At 70.1% G+C, this 18,570-nt stretch carries 16 protein-coding genes and 1 riboswitch; of the genes, 4 read left to right on the top strand and 12 right to left on the bottom strand.

Annotated elements, in window-relative coordinates; translation table 11 throughout:
• Positions 1-169: 169 nt before the first annotated feature.
• The 12 genes from BH708_RS13435 to dnaA all read right to left on the bottom strand — a co-directional run bounded on the left by BH708_RS13435 (position 170) and on the right by dnaA (position 16,120).
• Positions 170-733 (bottom strand): DUF3566 domain-containing protein, encoded by a 564-nt coding sequence (locus BH708_RS13435; RefSeq protein ID WP_076809412.1) that lies wholly within the window; start codon positions 731-733, stop codon positions 170-172.
• Positions 734-736: 3 nt separating this feature from the next.
• Entirely contained in the window at positions 737-3,547 is a 2,811-nt protein-coding gene (gene gyrA, locus BH708_RS13430; protein WP_076809410.1) for a DNA gyrase subunit A, read from the bottom strand.
• Between the two features lie 90 nt (positions 3,548-3,637).
• Positions 3,638-5,755, bottom strand: coding sequence for a DNA topoisomerase (ATP-hydrolyzing) subunit B (gene gyrB, locus BH708_RS13425; RefSeq protein ID WP_076809407.1), 2,118 nt, complete (start codon positions 5,753-5,755; stop codon positions 3,638-3,640).
• Between the two features lie 415 nt (positions 5,756-6,170).
• Positions 6,171-6,647 (bottom strand): 6,7-dimethyl-8-ribityllumazine synthase, encoded by a 477-nt coding sequence (gene ribH, locus BH708_RS13420; RefSeq protein WP_076809404.1) that lies wholly within the window; start codon positions 6,645-6,647, stop codon positions 6,171-6,173.
• Positions 6,644-7,933 (bottom strand): bifunctional 3,4-dihydroxy-2-butanone-4-phosphate synthase/GTP cyclohydrolase II, encoded by a 1,290-nt coding sequence (locus BH708_RS13415; protein WP_076809402.1) that lies wholly within the window; start codon positions 7,931-7,933, stop codon positions 6,644-6,646. Before BH708_RS13415 ends, ribH begins: the two co-directional genes overlap by 4 nt.
• Positions 7,930-8,544 (bottom strand): riboflavin synthase, encoded by a 615-nt coding sequence (locus tag BH708_RS13410; RefSeq protein ID WP_076809400.1) that lies wholly within the window; start codon positions 8,542-8,544, stop codon positions 7,930-7,932. The genes BH708_RS13415 and BH708_RS13410 overlap by 4 nt, the downstream gene beginning before the upstream one ends.
• A 15-nt stretch (positions 8,545-8,559) precedes the next feature.
• Positions 8,560-9,585, bottom strand: coding sequence for a bifunctional diaminohydroxyphosphoribosylaminopyrimidine deaminase/5-amino-6-(5-phosphoribosylamino)uracil reductase RibD (gene ribD, locus BH708_RS13405; protein WP_076809398.1), 1,026 nt, complete (start codon positions 9,583-9,585; stop codon positions 8,560-8,562).
• 99 nt (positions 9,586-9,684) lie between these two features.
• Positions 9,685-9,814: riboswitch (FMN riboswitch) on the bottom strand.
• A 111-nt stretch (positions 9,815-9,925) separates the two neighbouring features.
• A complete protein-coding gene (locus tag BH708_RS13400) occupies positions 9,926-10,867 on the bottom strand; it encodes a phosphotransferase (RefSeq protein ID WP_076809396.1) in 942 nt (313 codons plus the stop codon).
• A gap of 10 nt (positions 10,868-10,877) precedes the next feature.
• Positions 10,878-11,594, bottom strand: a complete 717-nt coding sequence (locus BH708_RS13395; RefSeq protein ID WP_083713587.1) for a DUF721 domain-containing protein — start codon at positions 11,592-11,594, stop codon at positions 10,878-10,880.
• Positions 11,591-12,850, bottom strand: a complete 1,260-nt coding sequence (recF, locus tag BH708_RS13390) for a DNA replication/repair protein RecF (RefSeq protein ID WP_076809394.1) — start codon at positions 12,848-12,850, stop codon at positions 11,591-11,593. The genes BH708_RS13395 and recF overlap by 4 nt, the downstream gene beginning before the upstream one ends.
• A 20-nt stretch (positions 12,851-12,870) precedes the next feature.
• Positions 12,871-13,995: a DNA polymerase III subunit beta gene (gene dnaN / locus BH708_RS13385; RefSeq protein ID WP_076809393.1), complete on the bottom strand. Its 1,125-nt coding sequence runs from the start codon at positions 13,993-13,995 to the stop codon at positions 12,871-12,873.
• A gap of 466 nt (positions 13,996-14,461) precedes the next feature.
• Complete coding sequence (gene dnaA, locus BH708_RS13380) at positions 14,462-16,120, bottom strand: chromosomal replication initiator protein DnaA (protein WP_076809391.1); 1,659 nt, start codon at positions 16,118-16,120, stop codon at positions 14,462-14,464.
• 392 nt (positions 16,121-16,512) lie between these two features.
• Here dnaA and rpmH point away from each other — a divergent pair, with 392 nt between their 5' ends.
• From rpmH to yidC, 4 genes are all read left to right on the top strand, one after another.
• Positions 16,513-16,650, top strand: a complete 138-nt coding sequence (rpmH, locus tag BH708_RS13375) for a 50S ribosomal protein L34 (RefSeq protein ID WP_076809390.1) — start codon at positions 16,513-16,515, stop codon at positions 16,648-16,650.
• A gap of 36 nt (positions 16,651-16,686) precedes the next feature.
• Positions 16,687-17,055, top strand: coding sequence for a ribonuclease P protein component (gene rnpA, locus BH708_RS13370; RefSeq protein WP_076809389.1), 369 nt, complete (start codon positions 16,687-16,689; stop codon positions 17,053-17,055).
• Positions 17,052-17,366 (top strand): membrane protein insertion efficiency factor YidD, encoded by a 315-nt coding sequence (yidD, locus tag BH708_RS13365; RefSeq protein WP_076809388.1) that lies wholly within the window; start codon positions 17,052-17,054, stop codon positions 17,364-17,366. The genes rnpA and yidD overlap by 4 nt, the downstream gene beginning before the upstream one ends.
• Before the next feature lie 85 nt (positions 17,367-17,451).
• Positions 17,452-18,567 carry a membrane protein insertase YidC gene (gene yidC, locus BH708_RS13360; protein WP_076809386.1) on the top strand — a complete coding sequence of 372 codons (1,116 nt, stop codon included), beginning with the start codon at positions 17,452-17,454 and terminating at the stop codon, positions 18,565-18,567.
• Positions 18,568-18,570 lie beyond the last annotated feature (3 nt).

Below are 18,570 nucleotides of genomic sequence, written 5' to 3'. Positions count from 1 at the left end.
CCCACCAGCAATCACCCCAGCACCACAGCGCCGAGCTCTGCAAAGGCGTTCCCATAACGCGCTGTGGGAACGAAAGCGCAGAACTCGGCGGGTGAATGGGTGATGGGGTATTGGGTGGGGTGGGGTCAGGTGCCCGCCCGGCGGCTCGGGCGGCTGCCCGGTCCGCGGATCATTCGTCGGTGAAGGTCATCTTCAATCCGCCCAGCAGCGCCGCCACCAGGTTGTAGAGGAAGGCCAGAAGCGTGCCCAACGCGGTGATGATCACGACGTTCACCACCGCGACGATGGTGCCGTAGCTGACCATCTTGGAGAACTGGAAGAACTCCATGAACGGCAGCGGCTCACCGCCGTTGAGGTCACGGCCGAGCTGGTCGATCTGGGTCCACAGACCGATCGCGTCGACCAGGTTCCACAGCAGCACCACGGCCACCACGGTCGCGATGCCGATCGCGATGGCGACCAGGAACGACAGCTTCATCACCGAGAACGGGTCGAGCCGGGCGAGGGTCAGGCGCACCCGGCGCGGTCCGCGCTTCTCGGCCTCGACCGGGCTCGCCGCCGACGGGGACTTCTTCGGGCTGCGGCTCGCCCCCTTGGCGGCCGAGCCCTTGCCGGAACCGATCGTCTGCTCGTCCGCGGTCGGCTTCTTCTCGTCCTGGAACGACGGGAGCTGGGTGGTCGATTCCGGAGACGCGGACGGGCCGGGGGCCGTCCTCGAATCACTCGTGCTCACGGATCACTCCTCGATCGGGTCGTCGTCGCCGGACGGCGACGGGGCGGACGCTTCCGAGCCTAGATCATCCGACGGGGAGGACCCTGCCACCGACCCGTCCTCGGCACCGATCTCCACAGCATCTGCGTCCCCGCCCGCTTCGGCCGTGGGCAGATCCGAGTTCTCGTCGCCCTCGGCCGCATCCTCCTCGTCCTCGTCGATCTCGGACTCGGGGCTGGTGGTGACCAGCAGGATGCGGTCGCTCTTGCCGGGCTTGGCGAAGACGACGCCCATGGTGGTGCGGCCCTTCGAGGGGACCTCCGCCACGCTGGAGCGGACCACGCGACCCTTCTCCATCACGACCAGCAGCTCGTCGGACTCGTCGACGGCGGCGGCGCCGACCAGGTGGCCGCGGTCGTCGGGCAGCTTCGCGACCCGGATGCCCAGGCCGCCGCGGCCCTGGACGCGGTACTCGTCGATGCTGGTGCGCTTGGCGTAGCCGCCGTCCGTCACCGTGACCACGAACTGCTCGGGGCGGACCACGTCCATCGCCAGCAGCTCGTCGTCGTGGCGGAACTTCATGCCGGTCACGCCGCTGGTGGCGCGGCCCGTCGGGCGCAGCACGTCGTCCGCGGCCGGGAACCGCACGGACTGGCCGTTGCGGGAGACGAGGATCAGATGGTCGTCGGCGTCCACGGCGCGGGCGGCGATCACGCGGTCCGGCTGCGTCCCGTCGACCCCGTCGATGTCGCGCAGGTTGATCGCGATGATGCCACCGGTGCGGTTGGAGTCGAAGGCCGTCATCGGGGTCTTCTTGACCAGGCCGGACTGGGTGGCGAGCACCAGGTACTGGGCGTCCTCGTACCTGTCGATCGCGAGCACCGAGGCGATGTGCTCATCGGGCTGGAAGGCCATCAGGTTCGCCACGTGCTGGCCCTTGGCGTCCCGTGGGGCCTCCGGCAGTTCGTAGCCCTTGGCGCGGTAGACCCGGCCCTGGTTGGTGAAGAACAGCAGCCAGCGGTGCGTGGTCGTGGTGAAGAAGTGCTCGACCACGTCGTCCGCCCGCAGCGAGGCGCCGCGCACGCCCTTGCCGCCGCGCTTCTGGGCGCGGTACTGATCGGCCCGGGTGCGCTTGACGTAGCCGCCGCGGGTGATGGTGACGATCACGTCCTGCTCGGGGATGAGGTCCTCCATCGACATGTCACCGTCGAAGGGATCGATCCGCGTGCGGCGGTCGTCGCCGTACTTGTCGACGAGCTCGGCCAGCTCCTCGGAGACGATCTGCCGCTGACGCTCCGGCGAGGCCAGGATCGCGGTGTACTCCTCGATGAGGGCCTGCAGACGATCGTGCTCGTCGGTGATCTTCTGCCGTTCCAAGGCGGCGAGGCGGCGCAGCTGCATCGCCAGGATCGCGCCGGCCTGGATCTCATCGATCTCCAGCAGCTCCATCAGCCCGTCGCGAGCCCCGTCGGCATCCGGCGAGCGGCGGATCAGCGCGATGACCTCGTCCAGCGCATCCAGCGCCTTGAGGTAGCCGCGGTAGATGTGGATCTGCTCCTCGGCCTTGCGCAGGCGGTACCGGGTGCGGCGGACGATGACGTCGATCTGGTGCTTGGTCCACTCGCGCACGAAGGAGTCGATCGACAGGGTGCGCGGCACCCCGCCGGCGAGCGCCAGCATGTTGGCCGAGAAGTTCTCCTGCAGCTGGGTGTGCTTGTAGAGGTTGTTCAGCACGACCTTCGCGACGGCGTCGCGCTTGAGCGTGATGACCAGGCGCTGACCGGTCCGGCCGGAGGTCTCGTCGGTGATGTCGGCGATCCCCTGGATCTTGCCGAGCTTGACCATCTCGGCGATCTTGCGCGCGAGGGTGTCGGGGTTGACCTGGTACGGCAGCTCCGTGACCACGAGCGACATCCGCCCGTTGATCTCCTCGGTGGAGACCACGGCGCGCTGGGTGATGGAGCCGCGGCCGGTGCGGTACGCGTCCTCGATGCCCCGGGTGCCGGAGATGGTGGCGCCGCTGGGGAAGTCGGGGCCCTTGATGAACTGCAGGCAGGCCTCGAGCAGCTCCGGCTTGGTGGCCTCGTGGTTCGTCAGCAGCCACTGGACGGCGTCGGCCACCTCGCGCAGGTTGTGCGGCGGGATGTTGGTGGCCATGCCCACGGCGATCCCGGAGGAACCGTTGACCAGCAGATTCGGGAAGCGAGCGGGCAGCACGACGGGCTCGTCGACCGTGTTGTCGTAGTTGCCCTGCATATCGACCGTCTCCTGGTCGATGTCGCGCACGAGCTCGAGGGCCAGCGGGGCCATCTTGCACTCGGTGTACCGCGGGGCGGCGGCGCCGTCGTCGCCGGGCGAGCCGAAGTTCCCCTGTCCCAGGATCAGCGGGTAGCGCATAGACCACGGCTGCACCAGGCGCACCATGGCGTCGTAGATCGCGCTGTCGCCGTGGGGGTGGTAGTTGCCCATCACCTCGCCGACGACCTTCGCGCACTTGGAGAAGGAGCGGTCGGGACGGTAGCCCCCGTCGTACATCGCGTAGACGATGCGGCGGTGGACGGGCTTGAGTCCGTCGCGGACGTCGGGCAGCGCGCGGGAGACGATCACGCTCATCGCGTAGTCGAGATAGGAGCGCTGCATCTCCTGGTTCAGGTCGACCTGGGTGATGCGGTCGACCTCGCCCTCGTCGAGCGGATCGACGAGGGTGACGGTGCGGTCGGCGGCCTCGGAGCCGGAGACCTCGTGGGCGCCCTCGGGGGTGGCCTGTCCGGCCACGGAGGCGGGCAGTTCCGGGGTCTCGTCGGGGTTCGTGGGGTCCTGCGGGGTGTCGCTCATGATGCGGAAGGCCTTTCAGGTAGGGCCGATGGTCGTGGCGCTCCCCGGGGGCGCTCGGGCTCTCGCCGGCGCCGGCCCGGGGGGTCGGACTCAGATGTCGAGGAAGCGGACGTCCTTGGCGTTCTCCTGGATGAAGTGGCGACGGGACTCGACGTCATCGCCCATCAGGACGGAGAAGATGGTGTCGGCGTCGGCGGCCTCATCGACCGTGACCTGCTTCAGCGTGCGCGAGGCGCTGTCCATGGTGGTGGCCTGGAGCTCCTTCCAGTCCATCTCGCCCAGACCCTTGTAGCGCTGGATGCCGTTGTCCTTGGGGATGCGGCGCCCGGCCGCCCGGCCGGCCTCCATCCGCTCATCGCGCTCGTCGTCGCTGAACACGTACTCGTGCGGGGCGTTGGACCACTTCAGGCGGTACAGCGGCGGCATCGCGATGAACACGTGGCCGAGCTCGATCAGCGGGCGCATGTAGCGGAACAGCAGCGTCAGCAGCAGGGTGCAGATGTGCTGGCCGTCGACGTCCGCGTCGGCCATCAGGACGATCTTGTGGTACCGCAGCTTGGTGGCGTCGAAGTCGTCCCCGATGCCGGTGCCGAAGGCGGTGATCAGCGAGCGGACCTCCTGGTTGTCCAGGGCCCGGTCCAGCCGCGCCTTCTCCACGTTCAGGATCTTGCCGCGGATGGGCAGGATGGCCTGGGTGCGCGGGTCGCGGCCCTGCACGGCGGAGCCGCCGGCGGAGTCGCCCTCGACGATGAAGATCTCGCACTCGGAGGGGTTGCGGGAGGAGCAGTCGCGCAGCTTTCCGGGCATTCCCCCGGTCTCCAGCGGCGACTTGCGACGGGTGGCGTCGCGGGCCTTGCGGGCGGCCTCGCGGGCGGCCGCCGCGGCCTGGCCCTTCATGACGATGGACTTGGCCTCGGCCGGATGGGACTCGAACCAGTCCTGCAGCTGATCGGTCATCACCTTGACCATGAAGGTGCGGGCGACGGTGTTGCCCAGCTTGGTCTTGGTCTGGCCCTCGAACTGGGGCTCGCCGAGCTTGACGGACACCACGGCGGTCAGGCCCTCGCGGATGTCCTCCCCGGTGAGGTTGGCGTCCTTCTCCTTCAGCAGGCCCTGGGCGCGTCCGTAGCGGTTCACGATCGAGGTCAGCGAGGAGCGGAAGCCCTCCTCGTGGGTGCCGCCCTCGTGGGTGTTGATCGTGTTGGCGTAGGTGTGCACCGACTCCGAGTAGGCGCCGGTCCACTGCATGGCGACCTCGACGGAGATCTCCGCCTCGGTGTCCTCGGACTCGAAGGAGATGATGTCGGGGTGGATGACCTCGGCCCGCTTGGCCGTGTTGATGAACTCGACGAAGTCCTGCAGACCGCGCTCGTAGTGGTAGGAGAAGACGCTCGGACCGTCGTTCTTCTCCATGCCCTCGGCCTCGAGCTCGACGTCGACCAGATCCTCGTCCTCGGTCTCGTCGGACTCCACCCGACGCTCGTCGGTCAGCGTGATACGCAGGCCCTTGTTCAGGAACGCCATCTGCTGGAACCGCTTGCGCAGCGTCTCGACGTCGTAGACGGTCTCGTCGAAGATCTCGTCGTCGGCCCAGAAGGTGATCGTGGTGCCGGTCTCATCGGTCTCCTCGCCGCGGACCAGCTCGGTGGCGGGGACGCCGCGGGTGTAGGTCTGACGCCACACGTGGCCGTCGCGGCGGATCTCCACCTCCATCCGCACCGAGAGCGCGTTGACCACGGAGGACCCGACGCCGTGCAGGCCACCGGAGACCGCGTACCCGCCGCCGCCGAACTTGCCGCCGGCGTGCAGCACCGTGAGCACGAGCTCCACGGCGGGCTTGCCCTCGGTGGGGTGCATGGCGACCGGGATACCGCGGGCGTGGTCGACGCAGCGCACGCCGCCGTCAGCCAGCAGGGTCACCTCGATGGTGTCGCCGTGGCCGGCCATCGCCTCATCCACCGAGTTGTCCACGATCTCCTGCACCATGTGGTGCAGGCCGCGCTCACCGGTGGAGCCGATGTACATGCCGGGGCGCTTGCGGACCGCCTCGAGTCCCTCCAGGACGGTGATGTCCGAGGCGTCGTAGTGCGTCGGGGCGTGGGCCGCGCGCTCCCCGGCGGAGCCGACCTCGGGAGCGGGATCGGGCACCGGGTCCGGCGCGCCCTGGGGCGCGTCCTGGTCGGGCAGGGGTCGGTCGCTGTCGCTCACCTGATGTGGCTCCTCGCAGTCCTGGGGTCCCTCGGCCCGGTGAGCGCCGAGGGTGGTCCGGCCGGCCGCGGGGACGAGCCCTCCGGCTCAGCACGCACGCGGCCCACGGGGGCGCCTCGCGCGCGCACGCGCGATCAGCACCCGTAGGCCGCAGCGATCGAGCCGGCGGCTTCGAAGTCCGCGAGGACGTCGGAAGACGTCGGTCGAACTGCCCATATTCTAGCGGATGGAGCCCGCTGAACCTATTAACCTCCCCGGCTGTGTGGACAACGCGACGCGGATCGGGCACCAGACGGCACGGGACGGCCTCTTCGCGCCCCTGCCGGACCGCCTGCCGGGGGCCCATACGCTTCCCGGGCTGCCATCGCGCCACAGCGCCGTCTGGCGGCCGCGCCGGACCGGCTCGCCGAGCGGGTCAGGACACGGGGATCGAGGACAGCACCTCCACCGTGGTCAAGGCGGCGGCGGCCGCCTCGTACCCCTTGTCCTCCACGGAGCCGGGCAGTCCGGCACGATCCAGAGCCTGCTGCTCATCATCGCAGGTCAGCACTCCGAATCCCAGAGGTGTGCCGTGGTCCAGGGCGACCCTTCCCAGCCCCTCCGTGGCGGCTGCGCACACGTACTCGAAGTGCGGCGTGCCCCCGCGGATCACGACGCCGAGGGCGATCACCGCGTCGTGGGTGCGCGCCAGACGGTCCGCGATCACCGGCAGCTCGAAGGAGCCGGGGGCCCGCACCACCGTCGGGGCGTCGATGCCGGCCGCCGCGCACCCGCGCAGTGCGCCGTCGAGCAGGCCGTTCATGACCTGCTCGTGCCAGGAGGCGGCGACGATCGCGACGCGCGCGTGGGGCAGGTGGGGGATCTGGGAGGTGGGGCTTCCGTGTCCGCTCATGAGGACGCTCCGTTCGGGTCGGTGGTGGGATTCGTGGTGGGCTGCGGGTCGGTGCCCGCGGTCGGGCCGGTCGCGGGCAGGCCGACGAGGTGGTGGCCCAGTCGGTCGCGCTTGGTGGTGAGATAGGCGAGGTTCTCCGCGGTGGCGTGCGTGTCCAGCTGCACGGCGGAGCTCACCTCGACGCCTCCGGCGCGCAGGGCGCCGGTCTTGACGGGGTTGTGGGTCAGCAGCGAGATGGAGCCGACGCCGAGGTGATCGAGGATGCGCGGGACGATCGCGAAGGAGCGGGCGTCCACGGGCAGGCCCAGGTCGAGGTTGGCGTCGACCGTGTCGCGCCCGCTCTCCTGCAGGGCGTAGGCGCGCAGCTTCTCGACCAGTCCGATGCCGCGTCCCTCGTGGCCGCGCAGCAGGATCAGCACGCCGCGGCCGGCGGCATCGATCCGCGCCAGGGACTCCTGCAGCTGGGGGCCGCAGTCGCAGCGCCTCGAGCCGAAGACGTCCCCGGTCACGCATTCGGAATGGATCCGGGTCAGAACCGGCTCGGCGGTGGAGACGTCGCCGCGCACCAGCACCAGGTGCTCGGCGGAGCCGTCGCGGACGGCGAGCGCCCCGAAGGTGCCGTGGTCGGTGGGCAGGGTGACCGGTGCGGTGATGTCCAGCGGCTCGGGATCGTGATGCCGACGGTGCTCGACCAGCTCCTCGATGGAGATCATCGCCAGCGCGTGCTCGTCGGCGAAGGCGCGCAGGGCGTGCCCGCGCATCATGGTGCCGTCGTCGTGGACCAGCTCGACGATCATCCCCACCGCGGACAACCCCGCCAACCGGGTGAGGTCGACGGCGGCCTCGGTATGGCCGCGGCGTTCGAGCACCCCGCCGTCCCGGGCCCGCAGCGGCAGCACGTGCCCGGGGCGGATCAGATCGCTCGGCGTGGACTGCTCGCCGGCGAGGATGCGCAGGGTGCGGGCCCGGTCGGCAGCGCTGATCCCGGTGGTGACGCCCTCGGCGGCGTCCACGCTCACGGTGTAGGCGGTGCGCAGGGGGTCCGCGTTCTCGGCCACCATCAGCGGCAGGTCGAGGGCGTCGGCGCGAGCGGCGGTCATCGGAGCGCACAGCAAGCCGCTGGAGTACCGCACGGCGAAAGCGAGCAGCTCGGGGGTCGCGGCGGAGGCCGCCAGGATCAGGTCTCCCTCGTTCTCGCGGTCCTCGTCGTCGACGACCACCACCGGGCGGCCGGCGGCGATCGCGGAGATCGCCTCGGCGACGGGGTCCAGACGCAGCGCGGTCATCGCCGGACCTCCGCCCCGGGCAGGAGCGAGGCGCTGAGCTTCTCGACGTACTTGGCCAGCACGTCGACCTCGAGGTTCACGACATCGCCGACCTGCTTGGTCCCCAGCGTGGTGCGCTCGAGGGTCTCCGGGATCAGTCCGATGGTGACGACCCCCGCCTCGATCCCGGCGACGGTGAGGCTGATCCCGTCCACGGCGATCGATCCCTTGTCGACGACGTAGCGCTCGAGGCCTGCCGGCAGGTTCAGGCGAAGCAGCGTGGTGCCGTCGCCCTCCTCGCGGCCGGCGATCTCGGCGACCGCGTCGACGTGGCCCTGGACGATGTGGCCGTCCAGGCGTGCGTCGGCCCGCACGCAGCGTTCGAGGTTGACGCGGTCCCCGGCGCTCAGGGTGCCCAGGGTGGTCGCGTCGAGGGTGGTGGTGATGATGTCGGCCGACCAGGTCCGGCCATCCTGGGCGGTGACGGTGAGGCAGCAGCCGCTGACGGCGATCGAGTCACCGAGGGAGATGCCCTCCAGGACCCGCGGCGAGCGCAGGGTCACGCGGGCGGCGCCGCCGTGGTGCTCGAGGGTCTCGACGGTGCCGAGCTCCTCGATGATTCCGGTGAACATGGTGGTCCTTCCAGGTCAGGCGGCACGCGGCCGCAGGGTGAGGCGGAGGTCGGGGGGCAGCGGGGTGACCTCGACGAGATCGAGATCGAGGCGGTCGGCGATGGTGGTGATGCCCAGGTCGCCGAGGCCCGGCGATCCGGCGCCGAGCAGGGTGGGGGCGAGATGGACGATCAGCTCGTCGAGGCACCCGGCGCGCAGGAAGGCGGCGGTCAGGGTGGGACCGCCCTCGAGCAGCACGTGACGTCGGCCGCGGGCGTGAAGATCCTCCAGGGCGACCGACGGGTCGTGGGTGGCCAGGGTGATCGCCTCCCCGGAGCCCTCAGGGGTGGACAGCGCCGGGAAACGCCCGGTGCCCATGACGGCGCGGAGCGGCTGACGGGGATGCAGGCCACCGTCCTCGCGTCGAGCGGTGAGCGTGGGGCGGTCGGCCCGGGCGGTGCCGCTGCCGACCAGGACGACGTCGCTGGTGGCGCGCAGCTCGTGCACCTCGGCGCGGGCGATCTCCCCGGTGATCCACCGGCTGGTGCCGTCGGCCGCGGCGGCGCGGCCGTCGAGGGTGAGGGCGAGCTTCGCGGTGACCAGGGGTCGCTGATGCCGCACCCCGTGCTCCCAGCCGCGGTTCAGGCGCTGCGCCGCGGTGGCGAGCTCCTCCGGCACGTCGAGCTCGACGTCGACCCCGGCGCTTCGCAGGCGGTCGACGCCCCCGGCGGCCACGGGGTTCGGATCACGGCGGGCGATGACCACGCGGGAGACGCCGGCGTCGATCAGCGCCTCGGCGCAGGGTCCGGTGCGGCCGACGTGCGTGCAGGGCTCGAGGGTGACCACGGCGGTGGCGCCGGTGAGGGGAGCGGAGGCGCGGGCCAGGGCGTCGGCCTCGGCATGCGCGGTGCCGGCGCCGCGGTGATGGCCTTCGGCGAGCACCCCACCGCCCGGGGACAGGAGCACACAGCCCACGCGGGGGTTCGGTCCGAGCGGCACGGCGTCGTCGGCCGCGATCTCGAGGGCGCGGCGCAGCGCGCGGCGCTCGATGTCGGTCAGCATGATCTCTCCTCCGGTCCGCGGCTCGCGGTCCGGAGAGAGGAAAGGGTTGCGGTGGTCACGCGCGTGAGGCGCGACCGACGGTCGTCCACAGGACGACGTCCGCGTGCGCTTCCCATCCGGACTCTGACCGTCGGTCCAGGAGTTCCACCTGGTCAGCCGAGGGCCAGAGGCCATCGGGTCGCGGACTGTCACCGCCGGCTCGGAATTTCACCGACCCCAGTGCACGCGAGCTTGTCAGCTCGTCTGCTCTTACGGTAGCACCGGTGGCGGGGGGCGGCGGAGGATCGTGACGGGCGATGAACGGCGTCTCACAGCCGGTCGCCTCGGTGCCGCCGTGCGGTCAGTCGCGGCCCTCACGGGTCCATCGCGCCCTGACCATCGGGAACAGCTGATCGCGGGTGGCTCGGCGATGTTCGCGAAGGGTCGGGAGGCTCGGGTCCGTGGGCAGCCGGGCCGCATCGACGAAGAACCCGAGGATGCCCGCCAGCAGGTCGGTTGCGACCTCGGTCGGGGTACCGTGGCGCGCCATGACCGCGTCGATCCGGGCGGAGACCTCGAGAGTGCCGGAGCGGTCGTCCACCGAGGCGAGCAGCTGGAGCGCATCGGCGAAGCGGGCGCCGCGGGCGGCCCACGCCCAATCGACGATCCTGACCTGTCCGTCGACGGTGACCAGCAGATTATCGGCGCGCAGATCGCTGTGGCACAGGGTGTCACCGGCCAGCGAGACCACCCCGCGCTCCGCCGCCTCGCGCAGCGGACCGAGGCGTTCGCGGAGCCAGGGGTCGAGATCCGGCGGCTGATCCGCTGTCACCCGATCGAAGCCCCTGAGGTCCGGGCCCAGCAGCGTCTCCAGGTCAGGGACCTCGGGCAGCGGGGTCGGGGTCGCGACCTGCGCCAGGGTGTCCAGCGCCTCCAGCACGACGTCGAGTTCGAGGGGCCGCCAGGGCTGCTGCGGAAGCGCCCCCTCGGCGACCTCGATGAGGAGGACGAACCAGTCCTCCTCGCTGAAGGCGTCCAGCAGCCGAGGTGCGGGCACCTCGCGCGGCAGGGCGGCCAGCGTTGCGGCCTCGCGACGGTTCAGCTCCTCGGAGGCCCCGTTGATCCGGGACGTGACGGCTTTGACGAAGGCGCGGTGGCCACCCGCGGTGGTCACAATCTCGGCGGAGCTCGAGGAGAACCCGCCCGTGGCGGAGCGGGTCTCGAGGATCGGTGCGCCGAGCCGGGCCTCCACGCGGGAGCGCACCGGGAGGGGGAGATCCGCCCAGCGGAGGCGATGGGTCATGGCGAGCAGGTTAGCCGTAGGTATCGCGGGGGCCGCGCCAGGTGACGGTGCGCCGTCCCTTCTTCCAGGACCGTTCGGCGGCGGCGGGGCCGGTGACCTTCAGCTCCGAGACGACGTGGGAGCCGACGTGCTCCTCGATCGTGGTGACCAGCTGGCCGGTCAGCATGCGCAGCTGCGCGGCCCAGGCGGACGAGGACGCACTGACCACCAGCACCCCGTCCTCGAGGGAGACGGGACGGCAGTGGGAGCCGACCTTCTCCCCGACGATCTCGTCCCACTCCTCCAGCACGCGTCCGGCGTTCATCCCGGCGTTCCACCCGAGATTGCCCAGCACCTTCCTCAGCACCAGATCGATGCCCTGGGGGTCGCGGGGGGCGGGGCGGGACCCGGAGTACCCGGGCGCCTTCCCGGAGCGGTCCCGCACGTCCCGGGCCTGCGTCTTCGCGGAGATCGGGAACAGCCCGCGGTCGCGCGCGGCCGCCCGGGAGCGGTTCACGGTGCGTCGGGCCAGCTCGAAGGGGTCCGACGGGGAGGGCAGGTCCGGCGGGTCGAAGAACTCCTGCTCCGGTTCGGGGTCCTGATCGGGTCCGGGCTGTGGATCGGGCTCCCGGACCGCGGGTGGATGCGATGCGGCGCCACCTTCCCGCGGAGCTCCCTCGGGGGCAGCGTTCCAGGTCGAGAGGTCATAGGGGTTCGCGAGCCGCGGCCGACGGGGCGACGGGCTCATGACCGGCCGCCGCCCTCGCGCGGCACCGCGGCACCGAGGCTCACGTCGATCACCTGGATCTCACCGTCCAGGGAATCCGGGATGTCGGTGTCGTTGGCCGTGGTGATCAGCACTTGCGAAGCGCCCGTGACGATCCGGCCCAGACGCTCGCGCCGGCGGGTGTCCAGCTCGCTGAACACGTCGTCAAGGATCAGGATCGGTTCGCCGTCCCCGAGGTCGCCCTCTTCCAGGCGCAGCAGGTCGTAGGAGGCCAGTCGCAGGCCGAGGGCCAGGGACCAGGACTCGCCGTGGCTCGCGTAGCCCTTGGCCGGGAAGTCGTGCAGGCGGATCTCGAGGTCGTCGCGATGGGGTCCGGTCAGGGTGACGCCGCGGTCGATCTCCTCGTCGTGACGGCTCGCCAGCATCTCCAGCAGCACATCATGGAGCTCGCCCGTCGAGGGCAGCTGGCCGGGAGCGCTGGCGAGCTCGTCGAGCACGGCGGAGCGGTAGGCGACGTCGGCCGGGGAGGACAGGTTCCCGCGCTGGTCCGGGGGAAGATCCAGGGCCTGTTCGGCGCCCTCGTCGGTCGAGACCCGGAGATAGGAATACCCCAGGTGGGGGCGCAGGCGGTTGACCAGGTGCAGCCGGGCCCGCAGCAGCTCCGCCCCGAAACGGGCCAGCTGCTGGTCCCAGACCTCCAGGGTGGAGGCGGCGGAGTCGGCCGGGTCCAGGCCGCCGACGCTGCGACCGCTGCCCCCACGGCGCATCGATCGCATCTGCTTGAGCAGGTTGGAGCGCTGTTTGAGCACCCGGTCGTAGTCGGCCTTGACCGAGGCGTAGCGGGGGGCGATCTCGAACAGCAGCTCGTCCAGGAAGCGGCGCCGACCCTCGGGATCGGCCTTGACCAGCCCCAGGTCCTCCGGGGCGAAGAGCACGGCCCGCACCTCGCCGAGCAGGTCGCGCAGGCGGCCGACGTTCTGGCCCTGCAGCCGTGCCCGGTTCGACCGGCCCGGAGTGATCTCGAGGTCGACCTGCAGCGCCCGGCCCGCACGGACGAAGCCCGCACGGATGATCGCGGTCGACTCCCCTCGGCGGACCAGCGCCGCATCGTGGGGGACCCGATGACTGGACAGGGTCGCGAGGTACCAGAGCGCCTCGACGATGTTGGTCTTCCCCTGGCCGTTCTGGCCCACCATCACGGTGATGCCCGGGCGCACGGGCAGGGTCAGGCGCGGGTAGGAGCGGTAATCGGTGAGGTCGAGCGAGGTCAGCTGCACGGAGGGGAGCTCGCTCTCCCTCAGATCCGCATCGGCATGATCAGGTACTTGTACGAGGTGTCGGGGGTCCCCTCGAGGGACTCCTGGCCGCTCATGACCGAGGGCTTGATCGAGTCGGTGAAGGTCAGGCGCACGAATTCGGCGCCGAGGGCGCCGAGGCCGTCGAGCAGGAAGCCCGAGTTGAAACCGACCACCAGGTCCTCGCCCTCGAGCTGGGCTTCGAGGACCTCGCTGGCCTGTGCGTCGTCGCCGGCGCCGGCCTCGAGGGCGACCTGGCCCTCGGTGAAGGACAGCCGCACGGGGGTGTTGCGCTCGGCGACCAGGGAGACGCGCTTGACCGCGTCGATCAGCGGTCCGGTCGCGACGACGGCCGTGATCGCCGTGGTGTCGGGGAACAGACGGCGCACGGGCGGGTACTCGCCGTCGACCAGGGTGGAGGTGGTGCGGCGGCCGCCGGACTCGAAACCGATGAGGGTCGCGGAGTCGTCCTCGGACAGGGCGATGTCGACGCTGCCGCCGGTGGCGAGGGAGCGGGCCACCTCGTGCAGGGTGCGGCCGCGCACCAGAGCGGTCTGCTCGGCGCCGGGGCTCGAGGGGTTCCAGGTCAGTTCGCGCAGTGCCAGACGGTAGCGGTCGGTGGCCATGAGCGTCATGGTCTCGCCGGAGATCTCGACCTTCACGCCGGTCAGCAGCGGGAGGGTGTCGTCCTTGGAGGCGGCGACGGTGACCTGGCCGATGGCCTCGGCGAACACATCGGCCGGGACGGAGCCGGCCACCGGCGGCATCGTGGGCAGCTGTGGGTACTCCTCGACCGGGAGGGTGGCCAGGGCGAAACGGGCACTGCCGCAGCGGACCTGGAGCTTGGTGCCCTCCAGGGCGATCGAGACGTCCTTGTTGGGCAGCGCTCGGACGATGTCGGAGAGCATCCGGCCCTGGACCAGCACCTCACCGGGCTGCTCCACCTCGGCGTCGAGCCGGATCTGGGCGCTGACCTCGTAGTCGAATGTCGACAGCTGCAGCTCGCCGCTGGTGTCGGCGATGATCCGCACGCCCTGCAGGATCGGCATCGCCGGCCTGACGGGGAGGGTTCGGGTGGCCCAGGAGACGGCGTCGCCGAGGACGCCGCGGTCGAGGTGGAACTTCACCGTTGCCACTCCTTCGCAGTGGTCGATAGCCAGAACGGGAGACAGCGTATCGGTTCCCACGGCCTTCCGCCGACACACCGGCGGTGATCCTTGACAGCGACCCCTCCTCGTCCGTGCTTCCTCCCGTGCCCCGGCGCCCCCGCATCACACGATCCTCTCCGCCTCCCCCGCACCCCGTCCCGTCCACATCCCCGTCGAGCACAGAACTACAGTCCTCTTCATCACGGCTGTGGACTCCGTGGACAACCAAGATCAGTGCAGGTCAGCATGAATGACGGTGTCGTGGACGGATCGTTGACCGCGAGAGGCCGGACGTGGGTGGGGTGTGCACATCTCGGCGTCGACAGCAGATTCTCGTCATTCGACCGTGCACATCGCGTCCTGCGTGGATGCTCCGCGCTCCACACTATCCACAGAGTTGTCCACAATTGGGGAGAACGGCGCCCTGACCAGGAATGTCATTCCGTCACGGGCGGGAGGAGGCGGAGTTGGAGCTCTTGATGCGAGCGGTGAGCTCCGTGACCTGGTTGAAGATCGCCCGACGCTCCTTCATGAGCTCGCTGATCTTCTTGTTGGCGTGCATCACCGTCGTGTGGTCCCGGCCGCCGAACTCCTCACCGATGCGGATCAGCGGCATGTCCGTCAGCTCCCGGCAGAGGTACATCCCGATCTGGCGGGCCGAGACCAGTCGACGCGAGCGTCCCGTCCCCACGATCTCCTCGACGGAGATCCCGAAGTAGGTCGCGGTCTGGGCGATGATCGTCGAGGCGGTGATCTGGGCACCGTCGTCGTGGGAGAGCAGGTCCTTGAGCACCGACTCCGCGAGCGTGACGTCCATCGGCTGCCGGGAGAGGGAATGCAGCGCCTGCACCCGGATCAGGGCCCCCTCGAGCTCGCGGATGTTGGTGGCGATGTGGGAGGCGATGTACTCCAGCACCTCGTGCGGTACCTCGCCGGTGTTCTCCTGAGCGACCTTCTTGCGCAGGATCGCGATGCGGGTCTCGAGGTCCGGGGGCTGCACATCGGTCATCAGACCCATCTCGAAACGAGAACGCATGCGGTCCTCGAAGCCTCCGAGCTCCTTCGGAGGCAGATCCGAGGTGATCACGATCTGCTTGTCGGTGTTGTACAGCGTGTTGAACGTATGGAAGAACGCCTCCATCGTCTCCGGCGCGCGCTGCAGGAACTGGATGTCGTCGATCAGCAGGATGTCGATGTCCCGGTAGCGGCGCTGGAACTCCTGGGCCTGGCCGAACCGGCCCGACTGCACGGAGTTGATGAAGTCGTTGGTGAACTCCTCGGAGTTCACGTACCGCACCACGACCTCCGGGTACAGGCTCTGGGCGTAGTGGCCCACCGCGTGCAGCAGGTGGGTCTTGCCGAGTCCCGAGCCACCGTAGATGAACAGCGGGTTGTACGCCTTGGCGGGAGTCTCCGAGACGGCGGAGGCCGCGGCCTGGGCGAAGCGGTTCGAGGACCCGATCACGAAGGTGTCGAAGGTGTACTTGGCGTTCAGACGCGAGTCCTCGCCGAGGGTGCGGTCGGCCGCGGGGGCAGGGCGCTGCGGCGCCGGACCCGGGGACGGGGCGGACGTGCCGGTCACCGCCGAGAGCCCGGCGAAGGCACCGGGGTCCTCCGCCGCGGTACCGGTCGAGGGTGCCCCGGCAGACGCGACCGAGGAAGGATCGGGCAGTGCGGCGCGCCCCTGCTGCCCGGCGGGGGGCAGGATCGAGCCTTCGTCGCGGCGGAACGGCGCGGTGTGGACGTCCTGCGCGGGACTGTCCACATCTCTGTCCACAGAATGTGCACTGCCGGTCCCCGACGCGGAGGTCACGGCGTGGTCGTCGGTGTTCTCCTCCAGCAGGAGCGACTCGTCGACCGTCACGGCGAAGCGCATCTCATGGCCGACGGCTTCGCTGAGAGCGGCCTTCAGCGAGCCGGCGACCCGGTGCTCGAACAGCTCCTTCGCGGAGGTCGACGGCGCTGCGACCAGGGCGGTGTCAGCGACGACGGCCATCAGGCGGGACAGCGTCAGCAGGGCGATCACGCGCTGGGACACGGCGTCGTCACGGCGCAGGGTGGCCAGGGTGCGCTCCCAGATCGCGGCGACGTTCGCGTCAGGCATGTGGTCTCTCCGTACAGGGTGGTTCGGCGGTCCGGGTAGTTTTCCACAGTAGCCGCTGTATTGTGGATCGACGCTGTGGACAATCACCCATGAGAGGTTCCTCCACCGCATCAGGAGCGCGTGCCCACCGCTCTCCCGTGGCCCCTGGGCGGCGCGAAACGCCCCTCGGCGCGCCCGGTGATGAGAATCGGGCCACAACCGAGCTGCTGAGGGCTCCGGCCGTTGACCCCTCGCCACCGCGCTCCTAAGATCGTGCAGTCAGCGCTGCGCGCCGTCTTGACACGGTTCCCGGCAGCCGCCCCGCCCCGCGGGTGCGCCCGAACAGTCCGTTCGTGCAGCAGACCACAGACCACCGCGAGGGGTACGCCCGTGCCCATGATCGAGGAGAACCGATGAGCAAGCGCACGTTCCAGCCGAACAACCGTCGTCACGCGAAGAAGCACGGCTTCCGCGCCCGCATGCGCACCCGCGCCGGCCGGGCGATCGTCAACGCCCGTCGCGCCAAGGGCCGCGCCGAGATCACCTCCTGATCTGGTCCCTGACCAGGGGCAGCGCGCCAGACGTCCATGAACTGGTCCAGTCGTCGCCTGCACAGCGGTGACCAGTTCCGCGCCGTCACCCGAGGTGGCACTCGCAGCGCTCGATCCCACGTGGTCGTGCATCTGAACCTGCTGGGGCAGGATTCCGATGCGGCCCGCGTGGGATTCGTCGTGTCCAAGAAGGTCGGCAACGCCGTGGTCCGCAACCGGGTGACCCGTCGGCTCCGGGAGATCGTGCGCCCGCGCCTGGCGGAGCTGCCGCCGGGGTCCGCCGTCGTGGTGCGCTCCCTTCCCGGCATCGACCGGGTGCCCTTCGCGCAGCTCGAGGCCGAGGTCGCCTCCGCCCTGGGCTCGGCCGTGACCAAGCTCGAACGTCGCGCACAGGTCGCGCGATGACCAGAGCGGATCCGGCCGGCAGGAACAGCATTCTCCGCGCGGGCCTGCATCTGCCCCGCCGAGCGCTGTCCCTCCTCGTGCGGGGCTATCAGGTCGGGATCTCGCCCTACACCCCACCCGGCTGCCGGTACGACCCGGTGTGCTCGCAGTACGGCATGGACGCCCTGCGGGTGCACGGTGCGGTCAAAGGCACGATCCTGACCGTCGGACGGATCCTGCGCTGCAATCCGGTGAGTCGAGGAGGCCTCGACCCGGTGCCGGCACCGGGCATGTGGAGGAATCCACGCCGACTGCGGCACCCGGCCCCCTAGGGCCTACCCTTGTCCATGATTACCGACCAGAGCCGGCACCTCGTATGAACGTCATGCGCATCCGTGCGGCAGGAAGACCAGGCCGATGAACCCCCTGTATCCGATCGAATGGGCCGTCGCATGGCTCATGGTGAAGTTCCATGCGCTGCTGTCGACGTTCATGGAGCCGGACTCCGGCCTCACCTGGGTGCTGTCGATCGTGGGCCTCACCGTCGTGGTGCGAACCCTGATCATCCCGCTGTTCGTGCGGCAGATCCGCGCCTCGCGCGCGATGCAGATGGTCTCGCCCGAGCTGCAGGCCGTCCAGAAGAAGTACAAGGGCAAGACCGACCAGGCCTCCCGCCAGAAGATGGCGGAGGAGACCATGTCGATCTACAAGGAGGCCGGGGCCAGCCCGTTCTCCTCGTGTCTGCCGATGCTGCTGCAGATGCCGATCTTCTTCGGCCTGTTCCGGGTGCTGTACAACAAGCTGCCGGAGGCCGCCGACGGCACCCGCTTCGGCCCCCTGACCCCCGAACTCGCCCAGAGCGCCAGTCACTCCACGATCCTCGGCGACGTCACCATCGCCGACAGCTTCCTGAGCTCGGGCGACGGAGGCATCACCACCAAGATCGTCGCCGGCATCATCATCGCCTGCATGTGCGCGGTCACCTTCTTCACTCAGAAGTCGCTGACCATGAAGAACATGCCGAAGGCGGCCCTCGAGGGCCCCATGGCGAACACGCAGAAGATGATGCTGTACATGCTCCCGTTCATCTATGTGATCACGGGGCCGGGCATGCCGATCGGTGTGCTCATCTACTGGCTGACGACCAACGTGTGGACCTTCTGCCAGCAGTACATCGTCATCCGCGCCACCCCGACCCCGGGCTCGGACGCGGCCAAGGAGCGCCACGAGCGCATCAACGCCAAGCGGGAGAGGAAGGGCCTCGAGCCGCTCGACTTCACCCCGCCCAAGAAGGTCTCCGCGGAGCCGGAGCCCGAACCGGAGCAGAACCTCCGGATCCAGCCGTCCGCGAAGAACAAGGGCGGCAAGAAGCTGTCGGACCAGGAGAAGCTCGAGCGTGCCCGTGCCGCCCGGGAGAAGGCCGCCGAGGAGCGCCGCATGGCGCAGGAAGCGGCCGGGGAGTCTCCTGAACCGCCTCCCTCCTCGAGTTCCTCGCCGCTGAACAAGGGCGCGAAGAAGAAGCGCAAGAAGTGACCT

This window comes from Brachybacterium sp. P6-10-X1 (genome assembly GCF_001969445.1).
Classification (GTDB): domain Bacteria; phylum Actinomycetota; class Actinomycetes; order Actinomycetales; family Dermabacteraceae; genus Brachybacterium.
Note: the sequence above shows the minus strand (reverse complement) of the source record. Positions and strands in the feature narration are given on the sequence as shown.

What these genes read in the sequence shown, in the direction of transcription:
- BH708_RS13410 (WP_076809400.1), bottom strand. Translation starts at nt 8,544, where the DNA reads ATGTTCACCGGAATCATCGAGGAGCTCGGCACCGTCGAGACCCTCGAG.
- BH708_RS13415 (WP_076809402.1), bottom strand. Translation starts at nt 7,933, where the DNA reads ATGACCGCGCTGCGTCTGGACCCCGTCGCCGAGGCGATCTCCGCGATC.
- yidD (WP_076809388.1), top strand. Translation starts at nt 17,052, where the DNA reads ATGACCAGAGCGGATCCGGCCGGCAGGAACAGCATTCTCCGCGCGGGC.
- ribH (WP_076809404.1), bottom strand. Translation starts at nt 6,647, where the DNA reads ATGAGCGGACACGGAAGCCCCACCTCCCAGATCCCCCACCTGCCCCAC.
- yidC (WP_076809386.1), top strand. Translation starts at nt 17,452, where the DNA reads ATGAACCCCCTGTATCCGATCGAATGGGCCGTCGCATGGCTCATGGTG.
- BH708_RS13395 (WP_083713587.1), bottom strand. Translation starts at nt 11,594, where the DNA reads ATGAGCCCGTCGCCCCGTCGGCCGCGGCTCGCGAACCCCTATGACCTC.
- BH708_RS13400 (WP_076809396.1), bottom strand. Translation starts at nt 10,867, where the DNA reads ATGACCCATCGCCTCCGCTGGGCGGATCTCCCCCTCCCGGTGCGCTCC.
- dnaA (WP_076809391.1), bottom strand. Translation starts at nt 16,120, where the DNA reads ATGCCTGACGCGAACGTCGCCGCGATCTGGGAGCGCACCCTGGCCACC.
- ribD (WP_076809398.1), bottom strand. Translation starts at nt 9,585, where the DNA reads ATGCTGACCGACATCGAGCGCCGCGCGCTGCGCCGCGCCCTCGAGATC.
- gyrA (WP_076809410.1), bottom strand. Translation starts at nt 3,547, where the DNA reads ATGAGCGACACCCCGCAGGACCCCACGAACCCCGACGAGACCCCGGAA.
- rnpA (WP_076809389.1), top strand. Translation starts at nt 16,687, where the DNA reads ATGAACTGGTCCAGTCGTCGCCTGCACAGCGGTGACCAGTTCCGCGCC.
- rpmH (WP_076809390.1), top strand. Translation starts at nt 16,513, where the DNA reads ATGAGCAAGCGCACGTTCCAGCCGAACAACCGTCGTCACGCGAAGAAG.